19 protein-coding genes are annotated in these 22,589 nt (G+C 74.1%); 12 read left to right on the forward strand and 7 right to left on the reverse strand.

All coding sequences use genetic code 11. The features are described 5' to 3' along the window. From JOE68_RS24845 to JOE68_RS24865, 5 genes are all read right to left on the reverse strand, one after another. The gene (locus tag JOE68_RS24845) at positions 1 to 738 is read right to left on the reverse strand and encodes an SIS domain-containing protein (RefSeq protein WP_204844671.1); all 738 of its coding nucleotides are present in this window, start codon (positions 736 to 738) and stop codon (positions 1 to 3) included. A 193-nt stretch (positions 739 to 931) separates the two neighbouring features. Further along, on the reverse strand, positions 932 to 1,618 hold the full coding sequence (locus JOE68_RS24850) for a hypothetical protein (protein ID WP_204844672.1): 687 nt from the start codon (positions 1,616 to 1,618) through the stop codon (positions 932 to 934). Between the two features lie 41 nt (positions 1,619 to 1,659). Continuing rightward, a complete protein-coding gene (locus JOE68_RS24855; protein ID WP_204844673.1) occupies positions 1,660 to 2,292 on the reverse strand; it encodes a nucleotidyltransferase family protein in 633 nt (210 codons plus the stop codon). Between the two features lie 4 nt (positions 2,293 to 2,296). After that, on the reverse strand, positions 2,297 to 2,482 hold the full coding sequence (locus JOE68_RS24860; protein ID WP_204844674.1) for a helix-turn-helix domain-containing protein: 186 nt from the start codon (positions 2,480 to 2,482) through the stop codon (positions 2,297 to 2,299). 51 nt (positions 2,483 to 2,533) lie between these two features. Next, positions 2,534 to 3,361 (reverse strand): alpha/beta fold hydrolase, encoded by an 828-nt coding sequence (locus JOE68_RS24865; RefSeq protein ID WP_204844675.1) that lies wholly within the window; start codon positions 3,359 to 3,361, stop codon positions 2,534 to 2,536. A 55-nt stretch (positions 3,362 to 3,416) separates the two neighbouring features. On the opposite strand from JOE68_RS24865, the gene JOE68_RS24870 reads away from it, so the two are divergent. From JOE68_RS24870 to JOE68_RS24885, 4 genes are all read left to right on the forward strand, one after another. After that, positions 3,417 to 4,121: an alpha/beta hydrolase gene (locus JOE68_RS24870; protein ID WP_307819880.1), complete on the forward strand. Its 705-nt coding sequence runs from the start codon at positions 3,417 to 3,419 to the stop codon at positions 4,119 to 4,121. Between the two features lie 297 nt (positions 4,122 to 4,418). Continuing rightward, on the forward strand, positions 4,419 to 5,129 hold the full coding sequence (gene shbA, locus JOE68_RS24875) for an RNA polymerase sigma factor ShbA (RefSeq protein WP_204844677.1): 711 nt from the start codon (positions 4,419 to 4,421) through the stop codon (positions 5,127 to 5,129). Between the two features lie 19 nt (positions 5,130 to 5,148). Beyond that, complete coding sequence (locus JOE68_RS24880) at positions 5,149 to 6,189, forward strand: PfkB family carbohydrate kinase (RefSeq protein ID WP_204844678.1); 1,041 nt, start codon at positions 5,149 to 5,151, stop codon at positions 6,187 to 6,189. 212 nt (positions 6,190 to 6,401) lie between these two features. Further along, entirely contained in the window at positions 6,402 to 8,519 is a 2,118-nt protein-coding gene (locus tag JOE68_RS24885; protein WP_307819881.1) for a transglycosylase domain-containing protein, read from the forward strand. A gap of 85 nt (positions 8,520 to 8,604) precedes the next feature. Here JOE68_RS24885 and JOE68_RS24890 read toward each other — a convergent pair whose 3' ends face one another. Further along, complete coding sequence (locus JOE68_RS24890) at positions 8,605 to 9,000, reverse strand: RidA family protein (RefSeq protein WP_204846278.1); 396 nt, start codon at positions 8,998 to 9,000, stop codon at positions 8,605 to 8,607. Between the two features lie 136 nt (positions 9,001 to 9,136). On the opposite strand from JOE68_RS24890, the gene JOE68_RS24895 reads away from it, so the two are divergent. The 8 genes from JOE68_RS24895 to treZ all read left to right on the forward strand — a co-directional run bounded on the left by JOE68_RS24895 (position 9,137) and on the right by treZ (position 22,148). Then, positions 9,137 to 10,111, forward strand: coding sequence for a helix-turn-helix transcriptional regulator (locus JOE68_RS24895; protein WP_204844679.1), 975 nt, complete (start codon positions 9,137 to 9,139; stop codon positions 10,109 to 10,111). Between the two features lie 1,161 nt (positions 10,112 to 11,272). Next, a complete protein-coding gene (locus JOE68_RS24900; RefSeq protein ID WP_239562343.1) occupies positions 11,273 to 12,178 on the forward strand; it encodes a M23 family metallopeptidase in 906 nt (301 codons plus the stop codon). Positions 12,179 to 12,725: 547 nt separating this feature from the next. Beyond that, positions 12,726 to 13,655: a LacI family DNA-binding transcriptional regulator gene (locus JOE68_RS24905; protein WP_204844681.1), complete on the forward strand. Its 930-nt coding sequence runs from the start codon at positions 12,726 to 12,728 to the stop codon at positions 13,653 to 13,655. Positions 13,656 to 13,764: 109 nt separating this feature from the next. Next, positions 13,765 to 15,630 carry a 4-alpha-glucanotransferase gene (locus tag JOE68_RS24910; RefSeq protein ID WP_204844682.1) on the forward strand — a complete coding sequence of 622 codons (1,866 nt, stop codon included), beginning with the start codon at positions 13,765 to 13,767 and terminating at the stop codon, positions 15,628 to 15,630. 87 nt (positions 15,631 to 15,717) lie between these two features. Beyond that, positions 15,718 to 16,077, forward strand: coding sequence for a hypothetical protein (locus tag JOE68_RS24915; protein WP_204844683.1), 360 nt, complete (start codon positions 15,718 to 15,720; stop codon positions 16,075 to 16,077). Positions 16,078 to 16,126: 49 nt separating this feature from the next. Further along, on the forward strand, positions 16,127 to 18,250 hold the full coding sequence (glgX, locus tag JOE68_RS24920; RefSeq protein WP_204844684.1) for a glycogen debranching protein GlgX: 2,124 nt from the start codon (positions 16,127 to 16,129) through the stop codon (positions 18,248 to 18,250). Then, positions 18,247 to 20,403, forward strand: coding sequence for a malto-oligosyltrehalose synthase (gene treY, locus JOE68_RS24925; RefSeq protein ID WP_204844685.1), 2,157 nt, complete (start codon positions 18,247 to 18,249; stop codon positions 20,401 to 20,403). Before glgX ends, treY begins: the two co-directional genes overlap by 4 nt. Further along, complete coding sequence (gene treZ, locus JOE68_RS24930; RefSeq protein WP_204844686.1) at positions 20,400 to 22,148, forward strand: malto-oligosyltrehalose trehalohydrolase; 1,749 nt, start codon at positions 20,400 to 20,402, stop codon at positions 22,146 to 22,148. The genes treY and treZ overlap by 4 nt, the downstream gene beginning before the upstream one ends. Here treZ and JOE68_RS24935 read toward each other — a convergent pair. Then, the gene (locus JOE68_RS24935; protein ID WP_239562344.1) at positions 22,097 to 22,522 is read right to left on the reverse strand and encodes an ANTAR domain-containing protein; all 426 of its coding nucleotides are present in this window, start codon (positions 22,520 to 22,522) and stop codon (positions 22,097 to 22,099) included. The two genes, treZ and JOE68_RS24935, sit on opposite strands and share 52 nt — an antisense overlap. Between the last annotated feature and the right edge of the window lie 67 nt (positions 22,523 to 22,589).

Raw genomic sequence — 22,589 nt, forward strand, 5'->3', positions numbered from 1 at the left:
TCAGCCGAGCTGCGGCACGCGGGTCTGGTACTTGCGCAGCAGGCCGGCGTTGGCCGCGTCACCGCCCTCCACGTTGGCGCTGCGCCACAGCGGCAGCTCCACCCCCGCCTCGGCGGCCTTGTCCAGCAGCCGCACCAGCAGCAGGTTCCACAGGAACGCCGTGGCCACCGTCGACACCGCGGCGGTCACCGGGTTGTCGAGCGGGTAGGTGGCGTCGCCGGGCGGGACCAGGTTGTCCAGCACCACGGTGGCGTTCTCGGCCAGCGTCGTGCCGGCGCGGCGCGGTGCGGCGGCGCTGGCCGCCAGCGAGGTCACCGCGACCACCGGGCAGCCCGCGTCGGCGGCCAGCGCGGCCAGCTCCACCGGGTAGGGGTTGACCCCGGAGGTGGAGAACACGAACAGCACGTCGTGCGGCGCGAGGCCCGCGTCGCGCAGCACCTCGGCGGCCAGGCCGGAGCGGCGCTCGGCGGCGGTGCTGCTCACCGCGCCGTGCATGGGCAGCAGCTCGGGGTGGTAGACCGGCCGCACGCAGGCCAGGCCGCCCGCCCGGTAGAAGGTCTCGGCGACGGCGGCCAGCGAGTGGCCCGCGCCCGCCGCGAGCACCATGCCGTCGGACCGGACGCCGGCCAGGACGAGTTCGGCGACGTCGTCCAGCGCGGCGGCGTTGTGCTGCTCCACCCTGGTCAGGTGGGCGCGCACGACGTCGCCGTAATCGGATCCGGGCACGCTGTCGGCCATGCGTCCACCCTCCAGTGGTCCAAACCAAGTAGTGATCGACAGTCCTACCCGATCGCGCCGCCGGCCGCCAGGAGGGTTCGACGCCGAGCACCGCCGGCGCCCGGCCGGGCGCCGGGCGGCGCACCGGGGCCGCCGTCGCCGACGCGCCGCGGGCCGCCGACCACGTGCGGCCCCGGTCCGGCGCCCGCGCCGCTCAGTGCGACGGGGGCTCGTAGCACGAGCCCTCGCCGGTCGTGCCGTCGACCGACACCAGCAGTTGGCCCGGCCCGCCGTCCTGACCGGGGTGCAGGTGCCCGAGGACGCACCCCGTGCCCTGCTCGCCGGCCAGGGTGAGCACGAAGACGACGCCGGCCGGCGGCGTGGCGCCCAGCGGGGAGTTCAGGCCGGTGAGCCACACCTCGGGCCGGCCCGCGCCGGCGAACACCGCCCTGGTCGCGGCCTGGTCGAAGTTGCCCGCGTCGCACAGCGCGCCCAGGCCCGGCCGCACCGCCTCGGCCACGGCGACCGCCGCCGAGCGCACCTCCGGCCGCAACGCCTTGCGCACCCGCCACGACCGGTTGTCGACGTGGTTGGGCGGAGCGTCACCGGGCGGCAGCGCGCGGCTGGTCGTCACCGCGGGCGGCTCGGCGCTGCCCGCGGGCGGTGCGGTGGTGGCGGTGGGCGGCGCCGGGGTGGTCGCCACCGGCTCCGGCACCTCGAACCGCACCTGGCACGGGCCGGTGGGCGGCACCGAGGTCGGCCCGGTCGGCGGCGGTGGCGGCACCGGCGCCACCGTGGACAACCCGCCGTCCGACGCCGCGTCGACCGGCTTCCCGCACCCCGCCAGCACCGCCACCGCCACCGCCGCCGCGAGCAGCAGCCCACCCCGAGAACGCACCATGCCCCCGACCCTGGCACAGCCGCGTCGCGGGCGTGCGCGGATCAGCACAGGTCCTCGGGCCGGTCCACGTCCGCGCCGTCCGCCACGTCCTCGCACGGCACCGGTGTCGCGCCGTGCGCGCGCAGGTAGTCGCGCGCGCCCGCGTCGCCGGCCGCCGACGCCGACACCCCGGCCCAGTGGTCGCGCCCGATCAGCACCGGGTGCCCCGGCGCGCCCGCGTAGGTCGCGCGGGCCAGCGCCGAGGGCGCGGCCAGGGCCACGAACCGCCGCACGGCCCCGGCCGCGATGCCCGGGGTGTCCACCGGCAGCACGACGACGGCGTCCACCCCGGCGGCGTCCACCCCGGCGGCGTCCACCCCGGCGGCGTCCACCCCGGAGGCGGCCGGCCCCGCCCGACCGGCCGGGCCCAGCGCCGCCAGCCCGGCCCGCAGGGACGACCCCATGCCCGTCGCCCACCGCGCGTTCTCCACGACCACGGCGCCGGGCAGCACCGCCCGCGCGCGCACCTCGTCCGCGCCCGCGCCGAGCACCACGACCACCGGGGCGCACCCGCCGTCGCGCAGCGCGGCGGCGGCCGACTCGACCCACAGGGGACCGCCCCGCGACACCAGGGCCTTGGGGCCGCCGAACCGGCGTCCGGCGCCCGCGGCCAGCAGCAACCCCGCGACCCGCACGGGGTCACACTAAGGCCCGGTGCCCCTTCAGCTCCGCCCGCCCACCCACCGACAACTTGCGGTACACCCTGGTCAGGTGCTGCTCCACGGTGCTCACGGTGATGTGCAGCCGCGCCGCGATCGCCCGGTTGCTGTGGCCACACGCGGCGAGGGTCGCGACCCTGCGCTCCGAGTAGGTCAACTCCGTCATACGCCTGAACACGTGCCACGCCGGGGGTGCGGTTCAACCGTCACGGGAAAATCACGATCGCAGGTGCTCCAGCAGCAACGCCGCCAACGCCTCCGGCGCCTGCTCGGGCACCCAGTGCGTCACGTCCTCCAGCATCTCGAACCGGTACGGCCCGCTGACCCACTTGGCGGTGTCGAACGCCGCCGTCGACCCGAACGCCACGTCCTCGGTGCTCCACACGTACATCGTCGGCACGGCCACCTGCCCGATCCGCCCGTCCGGCCGCCCGGCGCGGTACCAGTTCAGCGCCGCGGTCAGCGCGCCCGGCTCGGACAGCCGCCGCACGTACTCGTCGACCTTCGACGGCGGCACCTGCCACTCGAACATCCGCCGCAGCGCCGCCGCGTCGTCCGCCAGCATCCGCTTCTCGGTCGAGCTCGACCGCCACTCGGTCAGGTACCCCGAGCGCAGGTGCTGGTCCTCGTCGGTGCGCATCGCGTCGGCCAGCGCGCGCGGGTGCGGTGTCGACACCGCCGTGAGCGTCCGCAGCCGCTCCGGGTGCTCGTGGGCGGTCCACCACGCCACCGCGGCGCCCCAGTCGTGCCCCACCAGGTCGAACCGCGCCCACCCCAGCGCGTCCGCGACCGCCAGCACGTCGCCCACCAGCGCGTCCACCGCGTACTGCCGGGGGTCGGCGGGCCGCACGCCGGGGGAGTAGCCGCGCTGGTCGAACGCCACCGCCCGGTGCCCGGCGCGGCCGAGCACCGCCACCTGGTGCTCCCACTGCACGGCGGCCTCCGGGAAGCCGTGCAGGAACAGGACCGGCCGGCCGTCCGGCGGCCCCGCCGCGATCGCGTCGAACGCACCCTCGGCCGTCTCCACCCCGAACTGTTCGATCACTGTGATCCGAGTCCCATCCCTGATCCGGTCGTGCCCCGAGGGCGAACATTGTCCCGTGGAACCCGCCCTCGCCGTCCTCGCGCCCGCCGGACCGGTCCGCGCGGTGGCGCTCGTGCTGCACGGCGGCAGCGCCGAGGACCACCGCGCCGTCGGCCGCTTCGCGCCGCCGTACCTGCGGATGGTCCCGTTCGCCAGGGCGCTGCGCCGCCGGGGCGGGTGCGTCGCGGTGTGGTCGCTGCGGCACCGCCACCGGGGCTGGAACGCGCCGCACCTGCACCCCGTGCAGGACGCGCGGTGGGCGCTGGCGGAGATCCGCCGCGAGCACCCCGACGTGCCCGTGGCCCTGGTCGGGCACTCCATGGGCGGGCGGACGGCGCTGCGCGTGGCCGGTGAGCCGCAGGTCGTGGCGGTGTGCGCGCTCGCGCCGTGGGTCGAGGAGGGCGAGCCCTGCGAGCAGCTCGCCGGGCGCGCCGTGCTCATCGCCCACGGCGACCGGGAGCGCACCACCGACCCGCGGCAGTCCTACCGGTACGCGGTGCGGGCCAAGCGGGTCACCGACCGCGTCGCCCGGTTCGCCGTGCTCGGCGACGGGCACGCGATGCTGCTGCGCGCCGGCGACTGGACCCGGCTGGTCACCGACTTCGCGCTGGGCGAGCTGGGGGTCCGGCCGGTCGCGCCCCGCGTCGCCGAGGCCATGGCCGCGCCCGCGCCGGCCGGCCTGGACGTCCCACTGGATGGGAAGCGGCGCGGCGGCCGGTGATCGCGGGGCCGGCCTCGGCGGGCGGCGGCGGGCTGACCGTGAAAATCTCACCCGGGATACGCTGAACCACGCTTTCGGGTGGGCTGACCGGGGGTAAGGCAGTACGGCACAGTGAAGCAAGACCTGCTGCTACTGGGCCGAACGGCTCCAATATTCCCCCGGACGGGTGCTATTCCCACCACGTGGACCCCGTTCGTGGTCAGCTTTGGCGAATCCCGTATCAGGGGCGCCGGCGCCCGCTCCTACTGAGTAGCCGGGGTGCGCCGGGAGGGTTGACGAGCGTGAGGAGGTCGCCGGATGGCGCAGCGGACATCCGTGCGGGCCGACGTCGGGATCGGGGTGGACCCGGTCGGCGGCGCCGGCGCGGGCGCGCCCGGTCGGCCCGCGGTCCGGCTGGTCGCGGGCGGCACGACCCGGTGGGCGGCGCCCCACCGCCCGGCCGAGCCCGAGCTGGCCGACCTGGTGGACGGGTCGCTGGCGGGCGAGCCGCGCGCGGTCGAGCAGCTGCTGGCCCGCGTCCAGCCGCTCGTGCTGCGCTACTGCCGCGCCCGGGTCGGCACGCGGGAGCGCACCCTGGTCTCGGCCGAGGACATCGCGCAGGAGGTCTGCCTCGCCGTCGTGGCCGCCCTGGGCCGGTACCGCTACGAGCCCGACTCCTTCCTGGCGTTCGTGTACGGCATCGCCGCGCACAAGGTGGCCGACGCGCGCCGGCGCGCCGTGCGCAGCCGCTCCGAGGCCGTGCCCGAGCTGCCCGACACCCCGGCCCCGGAGGACGGCCCCGAGCAGCGCGCCCTGAACGGCGAGCTGATCGGGCAGGTCGCCCGGCTGCTGCAGCGGCTGCCCGAGCGGCAGCGGGAGATCCTCGTGCTGCGCGTCGCGGTCGGGCTGTCGGCGGAGGAGACCGCGGCGGCCGTCGGCTCCACGCCCGGCGCCGTGCGCGTCGCCCAGCACCGCGCCCTGGCCCGGATGCGCGAGCTGTTCGCCGCGGTGTCCGCGCCGGACCGCTGACGCCTGGCATCGTGGGGGGATGACGCCCGCCGACGAGCCCGAGTTCGACGTGCTGCTGTCCGGCACGGTGTTCCTGGACATCATCTTCACCGGCCTGCCCAGGCCGCCCGCGCCGGGCACCGAGGTGTGGGCCGAGGGGCTGGGCTCGTGCCCCGGCGGGATCGCGAACCTGGCCGTGGCGCTGAGCAGGCTCCAGCTGCGCACCGCCCTGTCCGCCGCGTTCGGCGAGGACGCCTACGGCGACTTCTGCTGGGAGGTCCTGGCCGAGCAGGAAGGCGTCGACCTGTCCTACTGCCGCCGGTTCTACGGCTGGCACTCGCCGGTCACCGTGTCCATGGCCATGGACCGGGACCGCTCCATGGTCACGCACGGGCACCGCGCGCCCGCGTCCGCCGACGAGCTGCTCGACCCGCCGCCGCGCACGCGCGCGTGCTTCGTCCACATCCAGCCCGAGGAGGAGCTGTGGGTGCGGCGGGCGAAGGAGGGCGGCGCGCTGCTGTTCGCCGACGTGGGCTGGGACCGCACCGGCGTGTGGGCGCCCGAGCTGCTGCGCCGCCTGGAGGGCTACGACGTGTTCCTGCCCAACGACGTGGAGGCGATGGGCTACACCCGGTCCGACACCCCGGAGCGGGCGGCGGCGGCGTTGGCCGAGCACGTCCCCGTGGTGGTGGTCACGCGCGGCGGCGGGGGAGCGGTCGCCGTCGACTCGGCCACCGGGGAGAGCGCGGACGTGCGCGGGCTCAACGTCGCGCCGCTGGACTCCACCGGCGCCGGCGACGTGTTCGGCGCCGGGTTCGTGCTGGCCACGCTGGCCGGGTGGCCGCTGGCGCACCGGGTGCGGTTCGCCAACCTGTGCGCGGCGCTGTCGGTGCAGCACTTCGGCGGGTCGCTGTCCGCGCCGGGCTGGGCGGACATCGCCACGTGGTGGCGCACGGTCAGCCGGCGCGGCGAGGACCCGGAGCTGCGCGGGTACGCGTTCCTGGAGGACGTCCTGCCCGAGCGCGCCGGGGCGGAGGTCCGGCGGGCGAGCGCCACCATCCGCCTGCGCGCGTCCGGCTGATCACCCGTCCGTGATCTTGCGACGGGTCGAACCGGTGTTCGACACCCGACCCGCGCGTTCGGCACGGGGGGTTTCGCGGGAGCCCGGATCGGGCAGGAGTAATTTCGGGTGCGCAAGCAACCTGGGGCGGTCGCCGCGCGACTTAAGGACCAGGGGGCTCTCCCCCGATGGGGTCACCGGGGTTCTCGCAGGGGTTCGGAAGGGGTTGTTCTGTGTTCGCCGCGCGCGCGACGGGTCTGGTCAAGCTGGTGGGACTGTGCTTCACGGCGGGTGTGCTGCTGGCCGCCGTGCTGTTCCCCGTCGTCGGCGGGATGGGGCTGGCCTCCAACCGCGCCGCCGACACCGTGGACCAGACCTCCGGTGAGCTGACCAAGGCGGAGCTGCCGCTGGTCACCACCGTGCAGGACATGCACGGCCAGCCGATCGCCTACCTCTACGACCAGTACCGCATCCGGGTGCCGTCCGAGGGCATCGCCGACACCATGAAGGCCGCGATCATCGCGATCGAGGACAAGCGGTTCTTCGAGCACAAGGGCGTGGACTGGCAGGGCATCGCCCGCGCGGCGGCCAAGGCCGGCGTCGACGGCGAGACCTCGCAGGGCGCCTCGACGCTGACCCAGCAGTACGTGAAGAACTACCTGGCGTTCGTGGTGGGCAAGGGCGAGGAGGAGGCTTACGAGAAGGCCACCGAGGCGACCCTGGGCCGCAAGATCAGCGAGGCCCGCATCGCCACCCAGCTCGAGCAGAAGATGACCAAGGACGAAATCCTCACCGGCTACCTCAACATCGTGCCGTTCGGCAACGGCACCTACGGCGTGGGCGCGGCGGCCAAGACCTACTTCGGCACCACGGCGGACAAGCTCACCGTGCCGCAGGCGGCGATGCTCGCCGGCCTGGTCAACGAGCCGAGCAGGCTCAACCCGGGCGCCGCGGTGGAGCCGGCGATCAAGCGGCGCAACACCGTGATCGACAAGATGCGGGAGAACGGCGCGTTCGGGCCGGACGAGAAGCTGGCCGAGGAGAAGGCCGCCGAGTACAAGGCCGCCGACATCGGCGTGGTGCCCGACATCCGGCTGCTGCCCCACGGCTGCGTCGGCGCGGGCGACGGCCCGATCTACGGCTTCTTCTGCCGCTACCTGATCGACTACCTGGAGAAGGCCGGCCTGCCGACCGAGGAGCTGCTCAAGGGCGGCTACACCATCACCACGACCATGGACCCGGTCGCCACCCGCGCGGCGAAGGAAGCCGCCGAGGGCCAGGTGCCCAAGACCCAGCCGGGCGTGGCCAACGCGATGGCCATCGTGCAGCCGGGCGCGGACAAGCACCGCGTCCGCGCGCTGGCGGCCAACCGCGACTTCGGCAACAACGCCGACGCGGGCCAGAGCGCCTACTCGATCCCCGCCGAGGTGACCAAGTTCGGCGCGGGCTCGATCTACAAGGTCTTCACGGCGGCGGCGGCGCTGGAGCGCGGCATCACCGGCATCGACCGGCAGATCCCCGTGCCGCCGGTCTACACCTCCCGGGTCTACAAGAACGGCAACGCCGGCTACACGGTGCGCAACTCCGGCACCTACGCCAAGGAGCAGATGACGCTGACCGAGGCGCTGGCGACCTCGCCGAACACGGCGTTCATCATCCTGGAGGAGCAGGCCGGGCTGAACAACGTCGTGGACATGGCCTACCGCCTCGGGCTGCGCGAGTCGATGCAGGGCGTCAACTCCGCCGGCGAGCCGCTCAAGGCCGACGGCTCCAACGGCCCGTCGCAGGGCGAGCAGTACAAGCGGGACAACGCCGGGTCGTTCACCCTGGGCGCCGGCCCGACCAGCATCCTGGAGCTGTCGAACGTGGCGGCCACCATCGCCAGCGGCGGCAAGTGGTGCCCGCCCACCCCGGTGGAGAAGATCACCGACCGCAACGGCCAGCCGGTCCAGCTCAAGGAAGCCCCGTGCGAGCAGGCGGTGGCGCCCGAGGTCGCGAACGCCCTGGCGGTCGGCATGAGCGCGGACACCAAGGGCAACGGCACGGCCGCCGCGGCGGCCCGCGGCTGGGACCGCCCGATGCTGGCCAAGACCGGCACGACGGAGAACCACCACTCGGTGGCCTTCATCGGCGCGACCCCGGACTACGCCGGCGCGGTGATGACCTTCACCGACGGCGTGGCGCCGCAGGTGATCTGCAACAGCACCCCGCCCCGCCTGTGCGGGACGAACGACCGCAACGGCGTCTTCGGCGGCCAGGTCGCGGCGCCCACCTGGTTCAACGCCATGCGCGTCATCCACGAGCCCCTGCCGCCGTCGCCCCTGCCGCCGGTGGACCCCCGCTTCCGCTAGGGCGGTTCGGCCCGGCCGTCGCTCGCGCCGGCCGGGCCCCTCGCCGCTCGGGCCGGGCCCGAGCGGCGAGGGGCCCGAGGTCGCATCACGCGACGGCGGTTCCCTCCAGTTCGACCATCAGCTCCGGGACCGCCAGCCGCGCCACCCCGAGCATCGTGGTGGTCGGCGCGACCCCGGCCGCGCCCAACCGGGACGCCAGCACGCCGTAGTGCGGGAACAGCAGGTCGACGTCGGTGGTGTAGACGTTGAGCCGGACCAGGTTGGCCAGCGACATGCCGGCCTCGCCGAGGACCGCCTCCAGGTTGTCCAGGCTCAGCCCCAGCTGCGCCGCCATGTCACCGGGGTGCCGCGGCCGGCCGTCGCCGCCCATCGCGGCCTGCCCGGAGCAGTACAGGGTCCGGGTGTGCCCCGAGACGACCTCGCCCTGGTTGTACCCCATCCCCGCTGACCACTTCCAGGGGTTGACCGGGGTTCGTTCCACTGCCACATCAGCTCCGTTCGGTTCGTCGACAGCACGTGCGCCCACCGGCTCGGCAACCGTCCACCCCCGGTGTCGCACCGGAAGCCTCCCAACGAATCACGACACCCTGTGTCGTGTATTCGGTAGGGTTCTCCGCGTGCGCGCCGACCGGCTGGTCTCGCTGGTGCTGCTGCTGCGCCACCGGGGCCGGCTGTCCGCCGCCACGCTGGCCCGCGAGCTGGAGGTCTCCACCCGCACCGTGCTGCGCGACATCGAGGCCCTGTCCGCGGCCGGCGTCCCGGTCCACGCCGAACGCGGCCGGTACGGCGGTTTCGCGCTGCTCCCCGGTTTTCGGGCGGAGCTGACCGGGCTGAACCACGACGAGGCCCTGGCCCTGCTGATCGCCGGGTCGCGGCGCGGCGCGCAGGCGTTCGGCCTCGGCTCGGCGCTCGCCTCGGCCATGCTCAAGGTGGTCGACGCGCTGCCCGAGAGCCACCGCGGCGCGGCGGCCGGTGTGGCCGAGCGGGTGCTCGTCGACCCGGACACCGACCTGCTCTCCCGCCGCGTCGCCACCGAGGAGCTGCCCGACGCCACCGCGGCCGAGGTCCGGCGCGCGGTGCTCGCCGGGCACCGGCTGCGCATCCGCTACGCGGCGGTGGACCAGGCCCCGCGGTGGCGCACGGTGGACCCGATCGGCCTGGTCACCGTGCGCGGCCAGGGCTACCTGCTGGCCACGAGGTCCGGCGCGGACCGCACCTACCGGCTGTCCCGGGTGCTGGCCGCCGAGGAGCTCGACGAACCCGCGCGGCGACCGGACCGCGTCGACCTGGGCCGGACCTGGCGGGAACGCGGCACCCGCTTCCGGACCGGCGGCGACCAGGTCGCCGTGGTGGCGCTGGTGGCCCCGGCACGGCGGGAGGACCTGGTGGGCACCGCGCTCGCCGTGCACGCCGAGCAGGCCGAGGCGGACGGCCGGCTGCGGCTGGAGGTGACCTTCCAGGACCCGCGGCACGCCGAGTGGGCGCTGTGGCAGCTCGCCGCCGACGCGGAAGCCTTGTCGCCGCAGTGGTTGCGAACCTCCTTGTACAACCGGGCTGCCGCGATCACCCGCTCCTACAACCCGCCGCCCTGACCGCCGCCGCCGGCATGGACAGCGCCCCGCGGGGCAGCGCTCAGTTCTAACCTCGGGCTGCGCTCAGCTCTCGCCTCAGGCCGCGCTCCGCGCGGCGGCGCTTCAGCGCAGCCGTGTGCCTCGTGTTCTCCCCGTACGGCCTGGGCGCAGCCCAATCATCTTTGTCGGGGGGTGTCAAGCACGCTCTTCGCTTGACACCCCCCGACAAAGATGATTGCCTCCGGCAGGCCGTACGGGGAGAACACGACGCACTTCCCTCCTCCTTGGGGGCCTCTCGGCCGCTCTTCATACTTAGGTCGCGCACCGATCCGGGTAAGATTTGGTGCTGTACCGCCCAAGGCTGAAAAGATTAAAAGAGTCCTCGCCGGACAGGCAGACCGCCAAGGAGAAGGAAAAGAAACAGCGGTCGTGTTCTCCCCGCATGGCCTGTCAAAGACGACCATGCTTTTCCTGGGGGTGCAAGCGAAAAGCGTGCTTGCACCCCCAGGAAAAGCATGGTAGCCCTCCGGGTAGGCCATACGGGGAGAACACGAGAGCACCGGGCTGCACGGGGCGTGCCGAAGGCCGGAAGATCACGAGCGCCTTGTGATCAGTGCGGGGGGCGTGGTGGGTTCGATGGGTGGTGTGGTGGGCTTTGTGATCAGTGCTTGTGATCAATGCTTTGTGATCGGTTCGGGGCCGTTCCCGGGCCTGAGGGATGCGACACCCGGTGCTCCATCACATGCGCCACTTGGAGTAATGGAGCGGTCGCGCAGGGGCGTTTGACCTTGTCCGAGGGGTGGTTTCAAGGTCTCGAAGCGTGCCGTCTGACCTGCGGTTTATAACGGTGGAACGTGAAGCTGAGAAGTATTCGGACACTCAGCGTAGCGATCAGTGGGGTACCTCACCAAATCAGGCTAGTGGCCGAGGTGTGGGTTGCCTTTGTTCGTGACATCGGGTTACGTTCCCCGCCGCATGTCACGGTTCGGTCACCAAAAGGACACGGCGTCGCTCCCCGAAAGCCTCGCCACCCGGATCCCCCGCCGGAGGTCCTGACCGGGCTCCCCGATGCAGGAAGGCACCCCCTTGTCACGGCACTTCATCGCCCGTGGTCGAAGCGTGTTCACCACGTCCCCGAGGACCACCGGCAAGCGCGGTTCGCACCGCACCGAAGAAGAACGGATGCTGCTCACCGGAAAGATCGCGGCCGTCGTCGCGTTCGGGACGCTGGCCGCCGGTGTCGGTGTCAGCACCGTCCCGGGCGACACCCAGATCACCCCGCTCGCGGCCGGCACGGACCTCGCCGCCGCGCTGGTGGCCTCCCCGACGGAGCAGGCCCAGGAGCAGGCCCCGGAGCAGGACGTCCAGACCAGGCACGTCGTCGAGCCGGGCCTCGAGGCCGCGAAGCTCATGCGGTCCGAAGGGCTCTACGCGCGCCGGCACGTCGACCAGGCCATCAAGCACGCCGCCGAGGGCTACACCGCCCGCCAGGCCGAGCTGCAGCGCCAGAAGGAAGCCGAAGAGGCCGAGAAGGCCCGGGTCGCCGCCGCCGAGGCGGAGAAGGCGCGGGTCGCGGCCGAGCAGGCGGCTGCCGGCCAGCCCGCTCCGCAGACCACCGCCCAGGCCGCCACCCCGGCCGCCACCCCGGCCGCCCCGGCCGCGCCGGCCGCCCCGGTGGCCCCCCGCGCCGCCGCACCCCGGGTCAGCGTCGCCAAGCCGGCCGAGGGCACGTTCACCTCGGGCTTCGGCGCGCGGTGGGGCACGTCCCACTACGGCGTCGACATCGCGAACTCCATCGGCACGCCGATCCTGTCCGCGATGGACGGCGTCGTGGTCGAGGCCGGTCCGGCCAGCGGGTTCGGGCTGTGGGTCCGGGTGCAGCACAACGACGGCACGATCACCGTCTACGGGCACGTCAACGAGATCCTGGTGTCCCAGGGCCAGCAGGTGGCCGCCGGCGAGCAGATCGCGACCATGGGCAACCGCGGCCAGTCCACCGGACCGCACCTGCACTTCGAGGTGTGGCTCGGCGGGTCGCAGAAGGTCGACCCGCTGCCGTGGCTGGCCGAGCGGGGCATCTCGCTCTGACACCACCTCTCCTCCGACGTCGGGGGACGCGCCCGGTGGCCGTCGTCCGGAGTCATCCGCGGTGGGCCCGCGACCCTGTCGAGACAGGGTCGCGGGCCCACCGCCATGCGTGGGGTCCGCCTCGAACGGGCGCCCGAGCGGCGGGTACCGGCTGACCCCCGCCCGCGCGGCTTTCCGCAAAGGGCTCGGACACGGATCGCGGAATGCGCGGCCAATGGCGTGGACACGCCGATAATCACAGTTCTGCCGACCGGCGCCGGCCAGTCGGACGCGGTGCTCTCCCTCGCTCCGGGGCACTGGGCGGTCGACCCGGGAAAACCCTCCGGGAAACAAGTCAGGCGGCACTGGAGAATCGTCGGCGAAACGGGTCCGGTGGCATTTCCGACGACCGCTCAACCCCTTTCCGGGGTGCGGCTCGGTGCTATTCCTCCCGGTTCCGGGGCAGAGCCCTCTCCCCGCCGGAACCCGCCCCGGAGCCCTTCGCGCCGGGGTCGCCGGACGGCCCTGGCTACCCTCGTGTCAGGCCGGGAGGTGTGAGTTGACCAGCATGTCCGATGTCGCGCGGGCCGCCGGGGTGTCCGCCGCGACGGTGTCGCGCGCGCTGCGGGGTGAGCCGGGGGTGTCCGAGGCGACCCGCCGGTACGTCACCGAGGTCGCGAAGCGGATGCGCTACGCGATCGCCCGCGACGCCTCCAGCCTGGCGGGCGGTCGCAGGTACGCCGTCGCGGTGCTGACCGCCGAGGTCGGGCGCGGCGACCAGCTCTCCGGCGCGGAGGGCGCGCTGCGGGCGGCCGGCTACGACGTGCTGCTCTACGTGCTGCGCGACGGCGAAGCGCGCGCCCGGTTCTTCGAGGAGCTGCCGCCGCTGGCGCGCCGGGTCGACGGCGTCCTGGTCCTGTCGGTGGACCTGACCGGCGCCGAGCGCGCCGCGCTGGGCGAGTCGGGCCTGCCGGTGGTCGCGCTGCCCGCCGGCGACCTGCGCGACGCGCTGCGCCTGGCCGCCGGGCACGTGCTGGAGCTGGGCCACCGCGAGGTCGCCCTGGCGCTGACCGAGGACCTCGACGAGGACCACGACGAGCTGCTGGTCGCCGAAGGGCTCGCCGTGCGTCCGGAGTGGACGCTGTGGTCGTCGCCGACCGTCCCCGGCGGCGAGCAGGTGGCCGAGGTGCTGCTGGACGGCGACCGGCTGCCGACCGCGGTCATCTGCTCCAGCGGCGAGGTCGCGCTCGGGGTGTTCCTGCGGCTGCGCCGCGACGGCCGGGGCGTGCCCGAGGACGTGTCGATCGTCAGCCTGGACGGCCCCGAGCTGGCGCGGGCGGTGGGCATCACGGCCGTGGAGGGCGCGGGGCGCGAGCGCGGCGGGCACGCCGCCGCCCGGCTGCTGGCCCGGCTGCGCGACGAGCCGCGCGACGAGGGCGCGGAGGACCGGCCGCCACCTGCGCACCTGGTGGTCCGGGGGTCGACGGGGCGGCGGTGATCGCCGGCCGGGCCGGGGCCGGTACCCACGACGGGCCACCTGCAACCATCGGGTGACCACCACCACCCCGCCTGGCCTCCGCGGCCCCGGTGCGGCGAAGCTGTCCCACGTGGACGAGGACTTGGCCGCACTGGCCGAAGCGCACGGCGTGGCCACCCACTACGAGGACTCCGGTCAGCGCCGGGTGGACGTCGACCCCGACGTGGTGGTGGCCGTGCTGGCCGAACTGGACGTGGACGCCTCGACACCGGAGGCCGTGCGGCGGGCCCTGGCCGCGCCCCGGCCCGAGCCGCGGACCGTGGTCCTGCGCGAGGGCGAGGTGCTCGCCGGCCCCGGCACGGTCGCGCTGGAGGACGGCGGCGAGGTCGCCCTGCCCGCCGCGCTGCCCCTGGGCTACCACCGCCTGGGCGACCGCACGGTGGTCGTCGCGCCCCGCAGGCTGCCGCCGCCGCCGAAGACCTGGGGCTGGATGGTCCAGCTCTACGCGGTGCGGTCGGACGAGTCGTGGGGCATGGGCGACTTCGCCGACCTGGCCGCGCTCGCCCGGCGCAGCGCCGACGAGCTGGGCGCGGGCGTGCTGCTGGTCAACCCGGTGCAGGCGGTCAGCCCGACCGTCCCGGTGGAGCGGTCGCCCTACTCGCCCGCCAGCCGCCGCTTCGCCAACCCGCTGTACCTGCGGGTGCAGGACGTCCCCGCCTACCGGGACGCCGACGAGGCCACCAGGGCGGCGGTCGACGCGCTGCGCCCGGACAACGACACCGAGCTGATCGACTACGACGCGGTGTGGACGGCCAAGAAGGCCGCGCTCGAACTGCTCTGGCGCGCCGCCGGCGACACCGCCGAGCCGACCGGCGAGCTGCGGGACTTCGCCCGGTTCTGCGCGCTGGCCGAGGAGCACGGCCCGGACTGGCGCACCTGGCCCGAGGCTCAGCAGGACCCGGCCACCGCGACCGCCGACCCCGGGCGCGTCGCCTTCCACGCCTGGCTCCAGCGCCTGTGCGAGCGGCAGCTGGCCGACGCGCGCCGGGCCGCCGGTGCCATGCCCGTGGGCGTCGTCCACGACCTGCCGGTGGGCGTGCACCCCGGCGGCGCGGACACCTGGGCCGTGCGCGACGCGTTCGCGCCCGACGTCCGGGTCGGCGCCCCGCCGGACGCGTTCAGCCGGCAGGGCCAGGACTGGGGCCTGCCGCCGTGGCGGCCCGACCGGCTGGCCGAGCAGGGCTACGAGCCGTTCCGCGCGGTCATCCGGAGCGTGCTGGCCCACGCCGACGGCATCCGCGTGGACCACGTCGCCGGGCTGTGGCGGCTGTGGTGGATCCCGCCGGGCGAGTCGCCCAAGCGCGGCACCTACGTCCGCTACGACGACGACGCGATGCTGGCCGTGCTGACCCTGGAGGCGCACCGGGCGGGCGCGGTCGTGGTGGGGGAGGACCTCGGGACGGTCGAGCCGAAGGTCACCGAGGCGCTGCACGCGCACGGGATGCTCAGCTCGGCGGTGCTGTGGTTCCAGCGCGACTACGACGCGCCCGGTCACCCGCTGGTGCCGCCGCGGGAGTGGACGGAGTCGGCGATGGCCAGCGTCTCCACCCACGACCTGCCGACCGCGGCCGGGTTCCTGGCCGCCGAACACGTTCGGGTGCGGGCTGAACTGGGGCTGTTTGAAGACGACCCGAACGGGGAATACCTCGCTGCCCGGCGCGAACGCGAAGAATTGACCGGGTTGGTGGAGCAGGAGGGGTTGGCTGCCGATGACCTGGTTACCGCGCTGCACGCGCTGCTGGCGAGGGCTCCGTCCGTGCTGCTGCTGACCTCCCCGCAGGACGCGCTGGGCGAGACCCGCCAGCCGAACCTGCCGGGCACCGTCGACGAGTACCCGAACTGGCGAATCCCGCTGCCGGTGCGGTTGGCGGAGCTGTTCGCCGACGCCCGGGTCCGCCGGGTGGCCGCCGCCCTCGCGCAGGGGCGGAACCGTTGAGCCGAAACGTTCCCGTCACGCGCACCCCGGTGGTGCGGAGTATCGTCTTGCAGTCACCCGCGTCATGGTTGGAGGTGGCATTCCCCCGTGAAGACCGAGCTGGCTTCCCCCACCGGGCTGGTGCCTGAGCAGGTCGCCCCGCCGAGTTCCGCCGACGTGCTGGAGCTGGCCGTGGAACGCGTGCTGGCCGCGGTGCGCCCGTCGAACCTCGCCGATCCCCTGGCCGACCCCCTGTCGGACCCCTCGTCGGGCGCCCGGCGGGCCGAGGAATCCCTCCTGGAGGCCCTGCGCCGCGCCGCGCCGGTCGCCGACGGCGCCCTGGGGCAGGCCGTGGCCTGCGCCGAGGCCGCCGCCGAGCACCTGCGCTACGGCGAGCTCCAGGAGGCCCGACTGCTGCTGGTCGCCGCGCGCGGCCAGATCGTCCGGTCGCAGACCCGGAGAGCATGATCTGCAACGGGAGGGTCCTCCTGTTCCCCTTTCTCCTCGAGGAGCACCTGTGCGGCCCTGGCCCGGAACGCCCTACCCGCTCGGCGCGAGCTACGACGGCGTGGGCACCAACTTCGCCCTGTTCTCGGAAGTCGCCGAGTACGTCGAGCTGTGCCTGTTCGACGACGACGGCGCCGAGACCAGGGTGCGCCTGCCAGAGGTGGACGGCTTCGTCCACCACGGTTACCTGCTGGGCATCAGCCCCGGTCAGAAGTACGGCTACCGCGTGCACGGACCGCACGACCCGGACCAGGGCCTGCGGTGCAACCCGAACAAGCTGCTGATCGACCCGTACGCCAAGGCGATCACCGGCGGCCTGGACTGGCACGAGTCGCTGTTCGGCTACCGGTTCGGCGCGCCCGACGAGCGCAACGACGAGGACTCGGCGGGCCACGTGCCGCTGTCGGTCGTGGTCAACCCGTACTTCGACTGGGCCAACGACCGACCGCCCAAGACCCCGTACAACGAGTCGGTCATCTACGAGACCCACGTGCGCGGCCTGACCATGCAGCACCCCGAGGTGCCCAAGAGCCTGCGCGGCACGTACGCGGGCCTGGCCCACCCGGCGGTGATCGACCACCTCAAGTCGCTGGGCGTGACGGCGGTCGAGCTGATGCCGGTGCACCAGTTCATCACCGACCACGGCCTGGTCGAGAAGGACCTGCGCAACTACTGGGGCTACAACACCATCGGCTTCTTCGCCCCGCACGACGGCTACGCCGCGCTGCCGGAGCCGGCCAACCAGGTGCAGGAGTTCAAGGGCATGGTGCGGGCCCTGCACGAGGCGGGCATCGAGGTCATCCTCGACGTGGTCTACAACCACACCGCCGAGGGCAACCACCTCGGGCCGACGCTGTCCATGCGCGGCATCGACAACCAGGCTTACTACCGGCTGGTCGAGGACGAGCCGAAGTTCTACATGGACTACACCGGCACCGGGAACTCGCTCAACGTGCGCAGCCCGCACACCCTCCAGCTCATCATGGACTCGCTGCGGTACTGGGTGACCGAGATGCGGGTCGACGGCTTCCGCTTCGACCTGGCCGCGACGCTGGCCCGCGAGTTCTACGACGTGGACCGGCTGTCGACGTTCTTCGACCTGGTGCAGCAGGACCCGGTGGTCAGCCAGGTGAAGCTGATCGCCGAGCCGTGGGACGTCGGGCCCGGCGGCTACCAGGTGGGCAACTTCCCCCCGCTGTGGACGGAGTGGAACGGCAAGTACCGCGACACCGTGCGCGACTTCTGGCGCGGCGAGCCCGCCACGCTGGGCGAGTTCGCCTCCCGCATCACCGGCTCGTCCGACCTGTACCAGAACGACGGCCGCCGGCCCTACGCGTCGGTCAACTTCGTCACCGCGCACGACGGCTTCACGCTCAACGACCTGGTGTCCTACAACGACAAGCACAACGACGCCAACGGCGAGGACGGCCGCGACGGCGCGGACGACAACCGGTCGTGGAACTGCGGCGTCGAGGGCCCGACCGACGACCCGGAGGTCAACGAGCTGCGGGCCCGCCAGCGGCGCAACCTGCTGGCCACGCTGCTGCTGTCGCAGGGCGTGCCGATGCTCCTGCACGGCGACGAGCTGGGCCGCACCCAGCAGGGCAACAACAACGCCTACTGCCAGGACAACGAGCTGTCCTGGGTGGACTGGACGCTGCTGGAGAAGAACCGGGACCTGGTGGAGTTCACCGGCGCGCTGACCGACTTCCGGCGCCGCCACCCGGTGCTGCGCCGCCGCCGGTTCTTCCAGGGCAAGCCGATCCGCAAGGGCGACGAGCTGCGCGACATCGCGTGGTTCACGCCGGCCGGCGAGGAGATGACCGAGCAGAACTGGGAGGACGACTTCGGCCGCTGCGTCGTGGTCTTCCTCAACGGCGAGGGCATCCCGAGCCTGGACCAGCGGGGGATGCGCGTGCTGGACGACTCGTTCCTGGTCGCGTTCAACGCCCACCACGAGGACATCGACGTCACCCTGCCCGACGCGAGCTACGGCCCGCAGTGGACGGCGGTGATCGACACGGCGACCGGCGTGGTGTGCGAGCCCGACCAGGGCGAGGCGGTGCCGGCGGGCGGCACGGTCACCCTGACCGCGCGGTCCCTGGTCGTGCTCCAGCGGACGGGCGTCGAATGAGCGCCCCCGCCTCGACCTACCGGATCCAGTTCACCCCCGACTTCACCTTCGCCGACGCCGAGGCCGTCGTCGACTACCTGGACGCGCTGGGCGTCGGCGCGCTCTACGCGTCGCCGCTGCTGGAGGCGACGCCCGGCTCCACGCACGGCTACGACGTGGTGGACCCGACGCGGGCGCGGGAGGAGTTCGGCGGCGAGGCGGGCCGGCAGTCGCTGGGCAAGGCGCTGCGGCGGGCCGGCCTGGGCCTGGTGCTCGACATCGTGCCCAACCACATGGCGGTCGAGGACGGCCCGGCCAACCCGTGGTGGTGGGACGTCCTGCAGCGCGGCGAGGCGTCCCCGTACGCGAAGTACTTCGACGTCGACCGGTCGTCCGGGCCGCTGCTGCTGCCCTTCGCCGGCTCGCCCGAGGAGGAGCGGGAGCACGAGCACTACCGGTCGGTGTTCTGGCGGCGCGGCAACTCGGAGCTGAACTACCGGCGGTTCTTCGACATCACCACGCTGGCCGCGGTGCGCGTGGAGGACCCGGAGGTGTTCGACGCGACGCACGCCGAGGTCCTGCGGTGGGTCGCGGCGGGCGAGGTGACCGGGCTTCGGGTGGACCACCCCGACGGCCTGGCCGACCCCGGCGGGTACGTGCGGCGGCTCAAGGAGCGCGCCGGCTGCTGGCTGGTGGTGGAGAAGATCCTCGGGCCCGACGAGGCGCTGCCCGCGAGCTGGCCGGTGGAGGGCACCACGGGCTACGACGCGCTGCGCGAGGTGTGCGGGGTGTTCGTCGACCCGGCGGGCGAGCCCGCGATCACCGCGCTGGCGCGGGAGCTGGGCGTCGCCACGGACTTCGCGCAGGTCGAGCACGAGTGCCGGGACCTGGTCGCGCGGGGCATCCTGCGGGCCGAGGTGCGGCGGATCGCGGCCCTGGTGGACCACCCCGACCGGGCGGCGGCCGAGGACGCCGTGGCCCGCGTCATGGCCGCGTTCCCGGTGTACCGGTCCTACCTGCCCGAGGGCTGGGACTCCTGGCGCGCGGCGGTCTCGGCGGTGGGCGGCCCGGCCGCGCGGGCGCTGGACGAGCAGGTCCGCGCCGACCCGCGCGGCGAGCTGGCCACCCGCATCCAGCAGACCTCCGGCATGGTCGTGGCCAAGGGCACCGAGGACACCGCCTTCTACCGCTACACCCGGTTCGTGGCGCTCAACGAGGTCGGCGGCGCGCCGGACCGGTTCGGCGTGCCGGTGGCCGAGTTCCACGCGCGGGCCGCCGCGCGGGAGGCGGGCTCGCCCGCGGCGATGACCGCGCTGTCCACCCACGACACCAAGCGCTCCGAGGACGTGCGGGCGCGGCTCGCGGTCCTGGCGGAGCTGCCCGACGAGTTCGCCGCGGCGGTGCGCCGCTGGACGGCCGCGCACGCCATCGACGAGCCCGCGCTGAACATGCTGGCGTGGCAGTCCCTGGTCGGCGCGTGGCCCGTCACCGCCGAGCGGATGGCGGCCTACCTGGACAAGGCCGCCAAGGAGGCCAAGGTCCGCACCACCTGGACCGACCACGACGAGGAGTTCGAGGCCGCCGTCGCGGCGTGGCCGGGGCAGGTGCTCGACGGCCCGGTCGCGGGCGACGTGGCCGAGTTCGTCTCCCGCGTCGTGCCGCACGGCTGGTCCAACGCGCTGGGCCAGAAGCTGCTCCAGCTCACCGCGCCCGGCGTGCCCGACGTCTACCAGGGCACCGAGCTGTGGGACCTGTCGCTGGTCGACCCGGACAACCGGCGGCCGGTGGACTACGAGGTGCGCCGCCGGCTGCTGGAGCGCATCGCCGACGGCTGGCTGCCCGCGGTGGACGACTCGGGCGCGGCCAAGCTGCTGGTGGTGCACCGGGCGCTGCGCCTGCGCCGCAGCAGGCCCGAGCTGTTCCGCGGCTACCGCCCGCTGCGCGCGGCGGGACCGGCGGCGGACCACCTGGTCGCGTTCGAGCGCACCGGCCTGGTCGCGGTGGCCACGCGGCTGCCGGTCGGCCTGGCCGCCGCCGGTGGCTGGGGGGACACGCAGCTGCCGCTGCCGCCGGGGGAGTGGACCGACGTGCTCACGTCCCGGCCCGCGGCGGCGCGGGTGGCCGACCTGTTGGACCACTACCCGGTGGCACTGCTGGTGCGAGGAGATCAGTGAGCTTTTCGGTGTGGGCGCCCCACCACGAGCGGGTCGCCGTGCGGGTCGACGGGCACGACCACGAGATGGCGGCGGGCGAGGGCGGCTGGTGGCACAGCCCCGCCGAGGGCGTGGACTACGCGTTCGTGCTCGACGGCGACGCGCTGCCCGACCCCCGGTCGCTGTGGCAGCCCCACGGCGTGCACGGGCCCTCGCGCGTCTACGACCACTCGGCGTTCGCCTGGACCGACCGGGCGTGGACGGGCCGGGCGCTGCCCGGCGCGGTGATCTACGAGCTGCACGTCGGCACGTTCACCCCGGCGGGCACGTTCGACGGCGCCGTCGAGCGGCTGGACCACCTGGTCGACCTCGGCGTCACGCACGTCGAGGTGCTGCCGGTGAACTCCTTCGACGGGGTCGCCGGCTGGGGCTACGACGGCGTGCTGTGGGGCGCGGTGCACGAGCCCTACGGCGGGCCGGACGGGTTCAAGCGGTTCGTGGACGCCTGCCACGCGCGCGGCCTGGCCGTGCTGCTGGACGTGGTCTACAACCACCTGGGCCCGTCAGGCGCCTACCTGGACCGCTTCGGGCCGTACTTCGCGGGCAGCAACGACTGGGGCCCGGGGCTGAACCTGGACGGCGCGGACTCCGACGAGGTCCGCCGGTACGTGGTCGACAACGCGCTGGGCTGGCTGCGCGACTTCCACGTGGACGGGCTGCGCCTGGACGCGGTGCACGCCCTGGTGGACCACAGCGCCGTGCACCTGCTGGAGGAGCTGGCCGAGGAGGTCGACGCGCTGTCGGCGGCGCTGGGCCGGCCGCTGACGCTGATCGCCGAGTCCGACCTCAACGACGCCCGGCTGGTCACCGCGCGGGAGGCGGGCGGGTACGGCCTGGCCGCGCAGTGGGCCGACGACCTGCACCACGCGCTGCACGTGGCGCTGACCGGGGAGACCACGGGCTACTACCCGGACTTCGAGGGGCAGCTCGCGCGGACCCTGCGGGAGGTGTTCCTGCACACCGGCACGTGGTCGTCGTTCCGGCGCCGCCGCCACGGCCGGCCGGTGGACCGGCGCCTGCCGGGCTACCGGTTCCTGGCCTACCTGCAGAACCACGACCAGGTCGGCAACCGGGCGACCGGCGACCGGCTGTCGGCGTCGGTGCCGTTCGGCCGGCTCGCGGTGGGCGCGGCGATCGTGTTCTGCTCCCCGTACACGCCGATGGTGTTCATGGGCGAGGAGTGGGCGGCGAGCACGCCGTGGCAGTTCTTCGCCTCGTTCCCGGACCCGGAGCTGGCCGAGGCGGTGCGCACCGGCCGGCGGCGGGAGTTCGCCCGGCACGGCTGGGGCGAGTCGGAGGTGCCCGACCCGGTGGACCCGGCGACGGTCGAGCGGTCCACCCTGGACTGGTCCGAGCCCTCGGCGGGGGAGCACCGCCGGGTGCTGGAGCTGTACCGGTCGCTGATCGCGCTGCGCCGGTCCCGGCCGGAGCTGGCCGACCCGCGGCTGGACCGCTTCCGGGTGACCGCCGGGGACGGGGTGCTCGTGCTGCACCGGGGCGGGCTGCGGGTGGTGTGCAACCTGGGCGCCGCCGCCGCGGAGGTCCCGCTCGGGGCGGGCGGCGAGGTGCTGCTCGCGTCGACCGGCCCGGGGGAGGGCGACGTGCAGGTGGTCGGGCAGGCGGTCCGCCTGCCCGCCGAGTCCTTCGCGGTCGTTCAGCTGTCCGGCAGCCAGCCGACCTCGGTCAGCTTCTCCGCCAGCAGCTGACCGGCCAGGGTCACCTGGTCGGCGAGCTGTCTTCGCACCTCGGGCTGCTCGTCGCCGGACGTGTTCGCGGCGTCGTAGGCCGCCACGAGCTGCCGGGCCGCGTGCACCACGTCCACCCCGGGCCAGTCGACGCCGCCCACCCGGCCGGCGGGCTCGGCCGACAGGTGCACCGCGCGCACGGCTTGGCGCGGTCCCAGCTCGGCCGCGAGGTCGAGCAGCTTCACGGCGATCGTGTGCAGCTTGACGTTGTGGTGCTGCGACATGGCGACCAGCAGCTGGAAGCCCTGCTGGGGCGTGCAGCCCTGCACGGCCGCGATCAGGCCGGTGGCCTGTCCGATGACGGTGCGGGTCTGCACCGCCTTGCGCAGTCCCATCACCTCTGCCTCAAGGCTGGCGATCCGCGCGGCAAGCGTTTCGTCCAGTCCGTCGTCCCCGACCACG

Origin of the sequence: Saccharothrix algeriensis (assembly GCF_016907655.1) — a bacterium.
Classification (GTDB): domain Bacteria; phylum Actinomycetota; class Actinomycetes; order Mycobacteriales; family Pseudonocardiaceae; genus Actinosynnema; species Actinosynnema algeriense.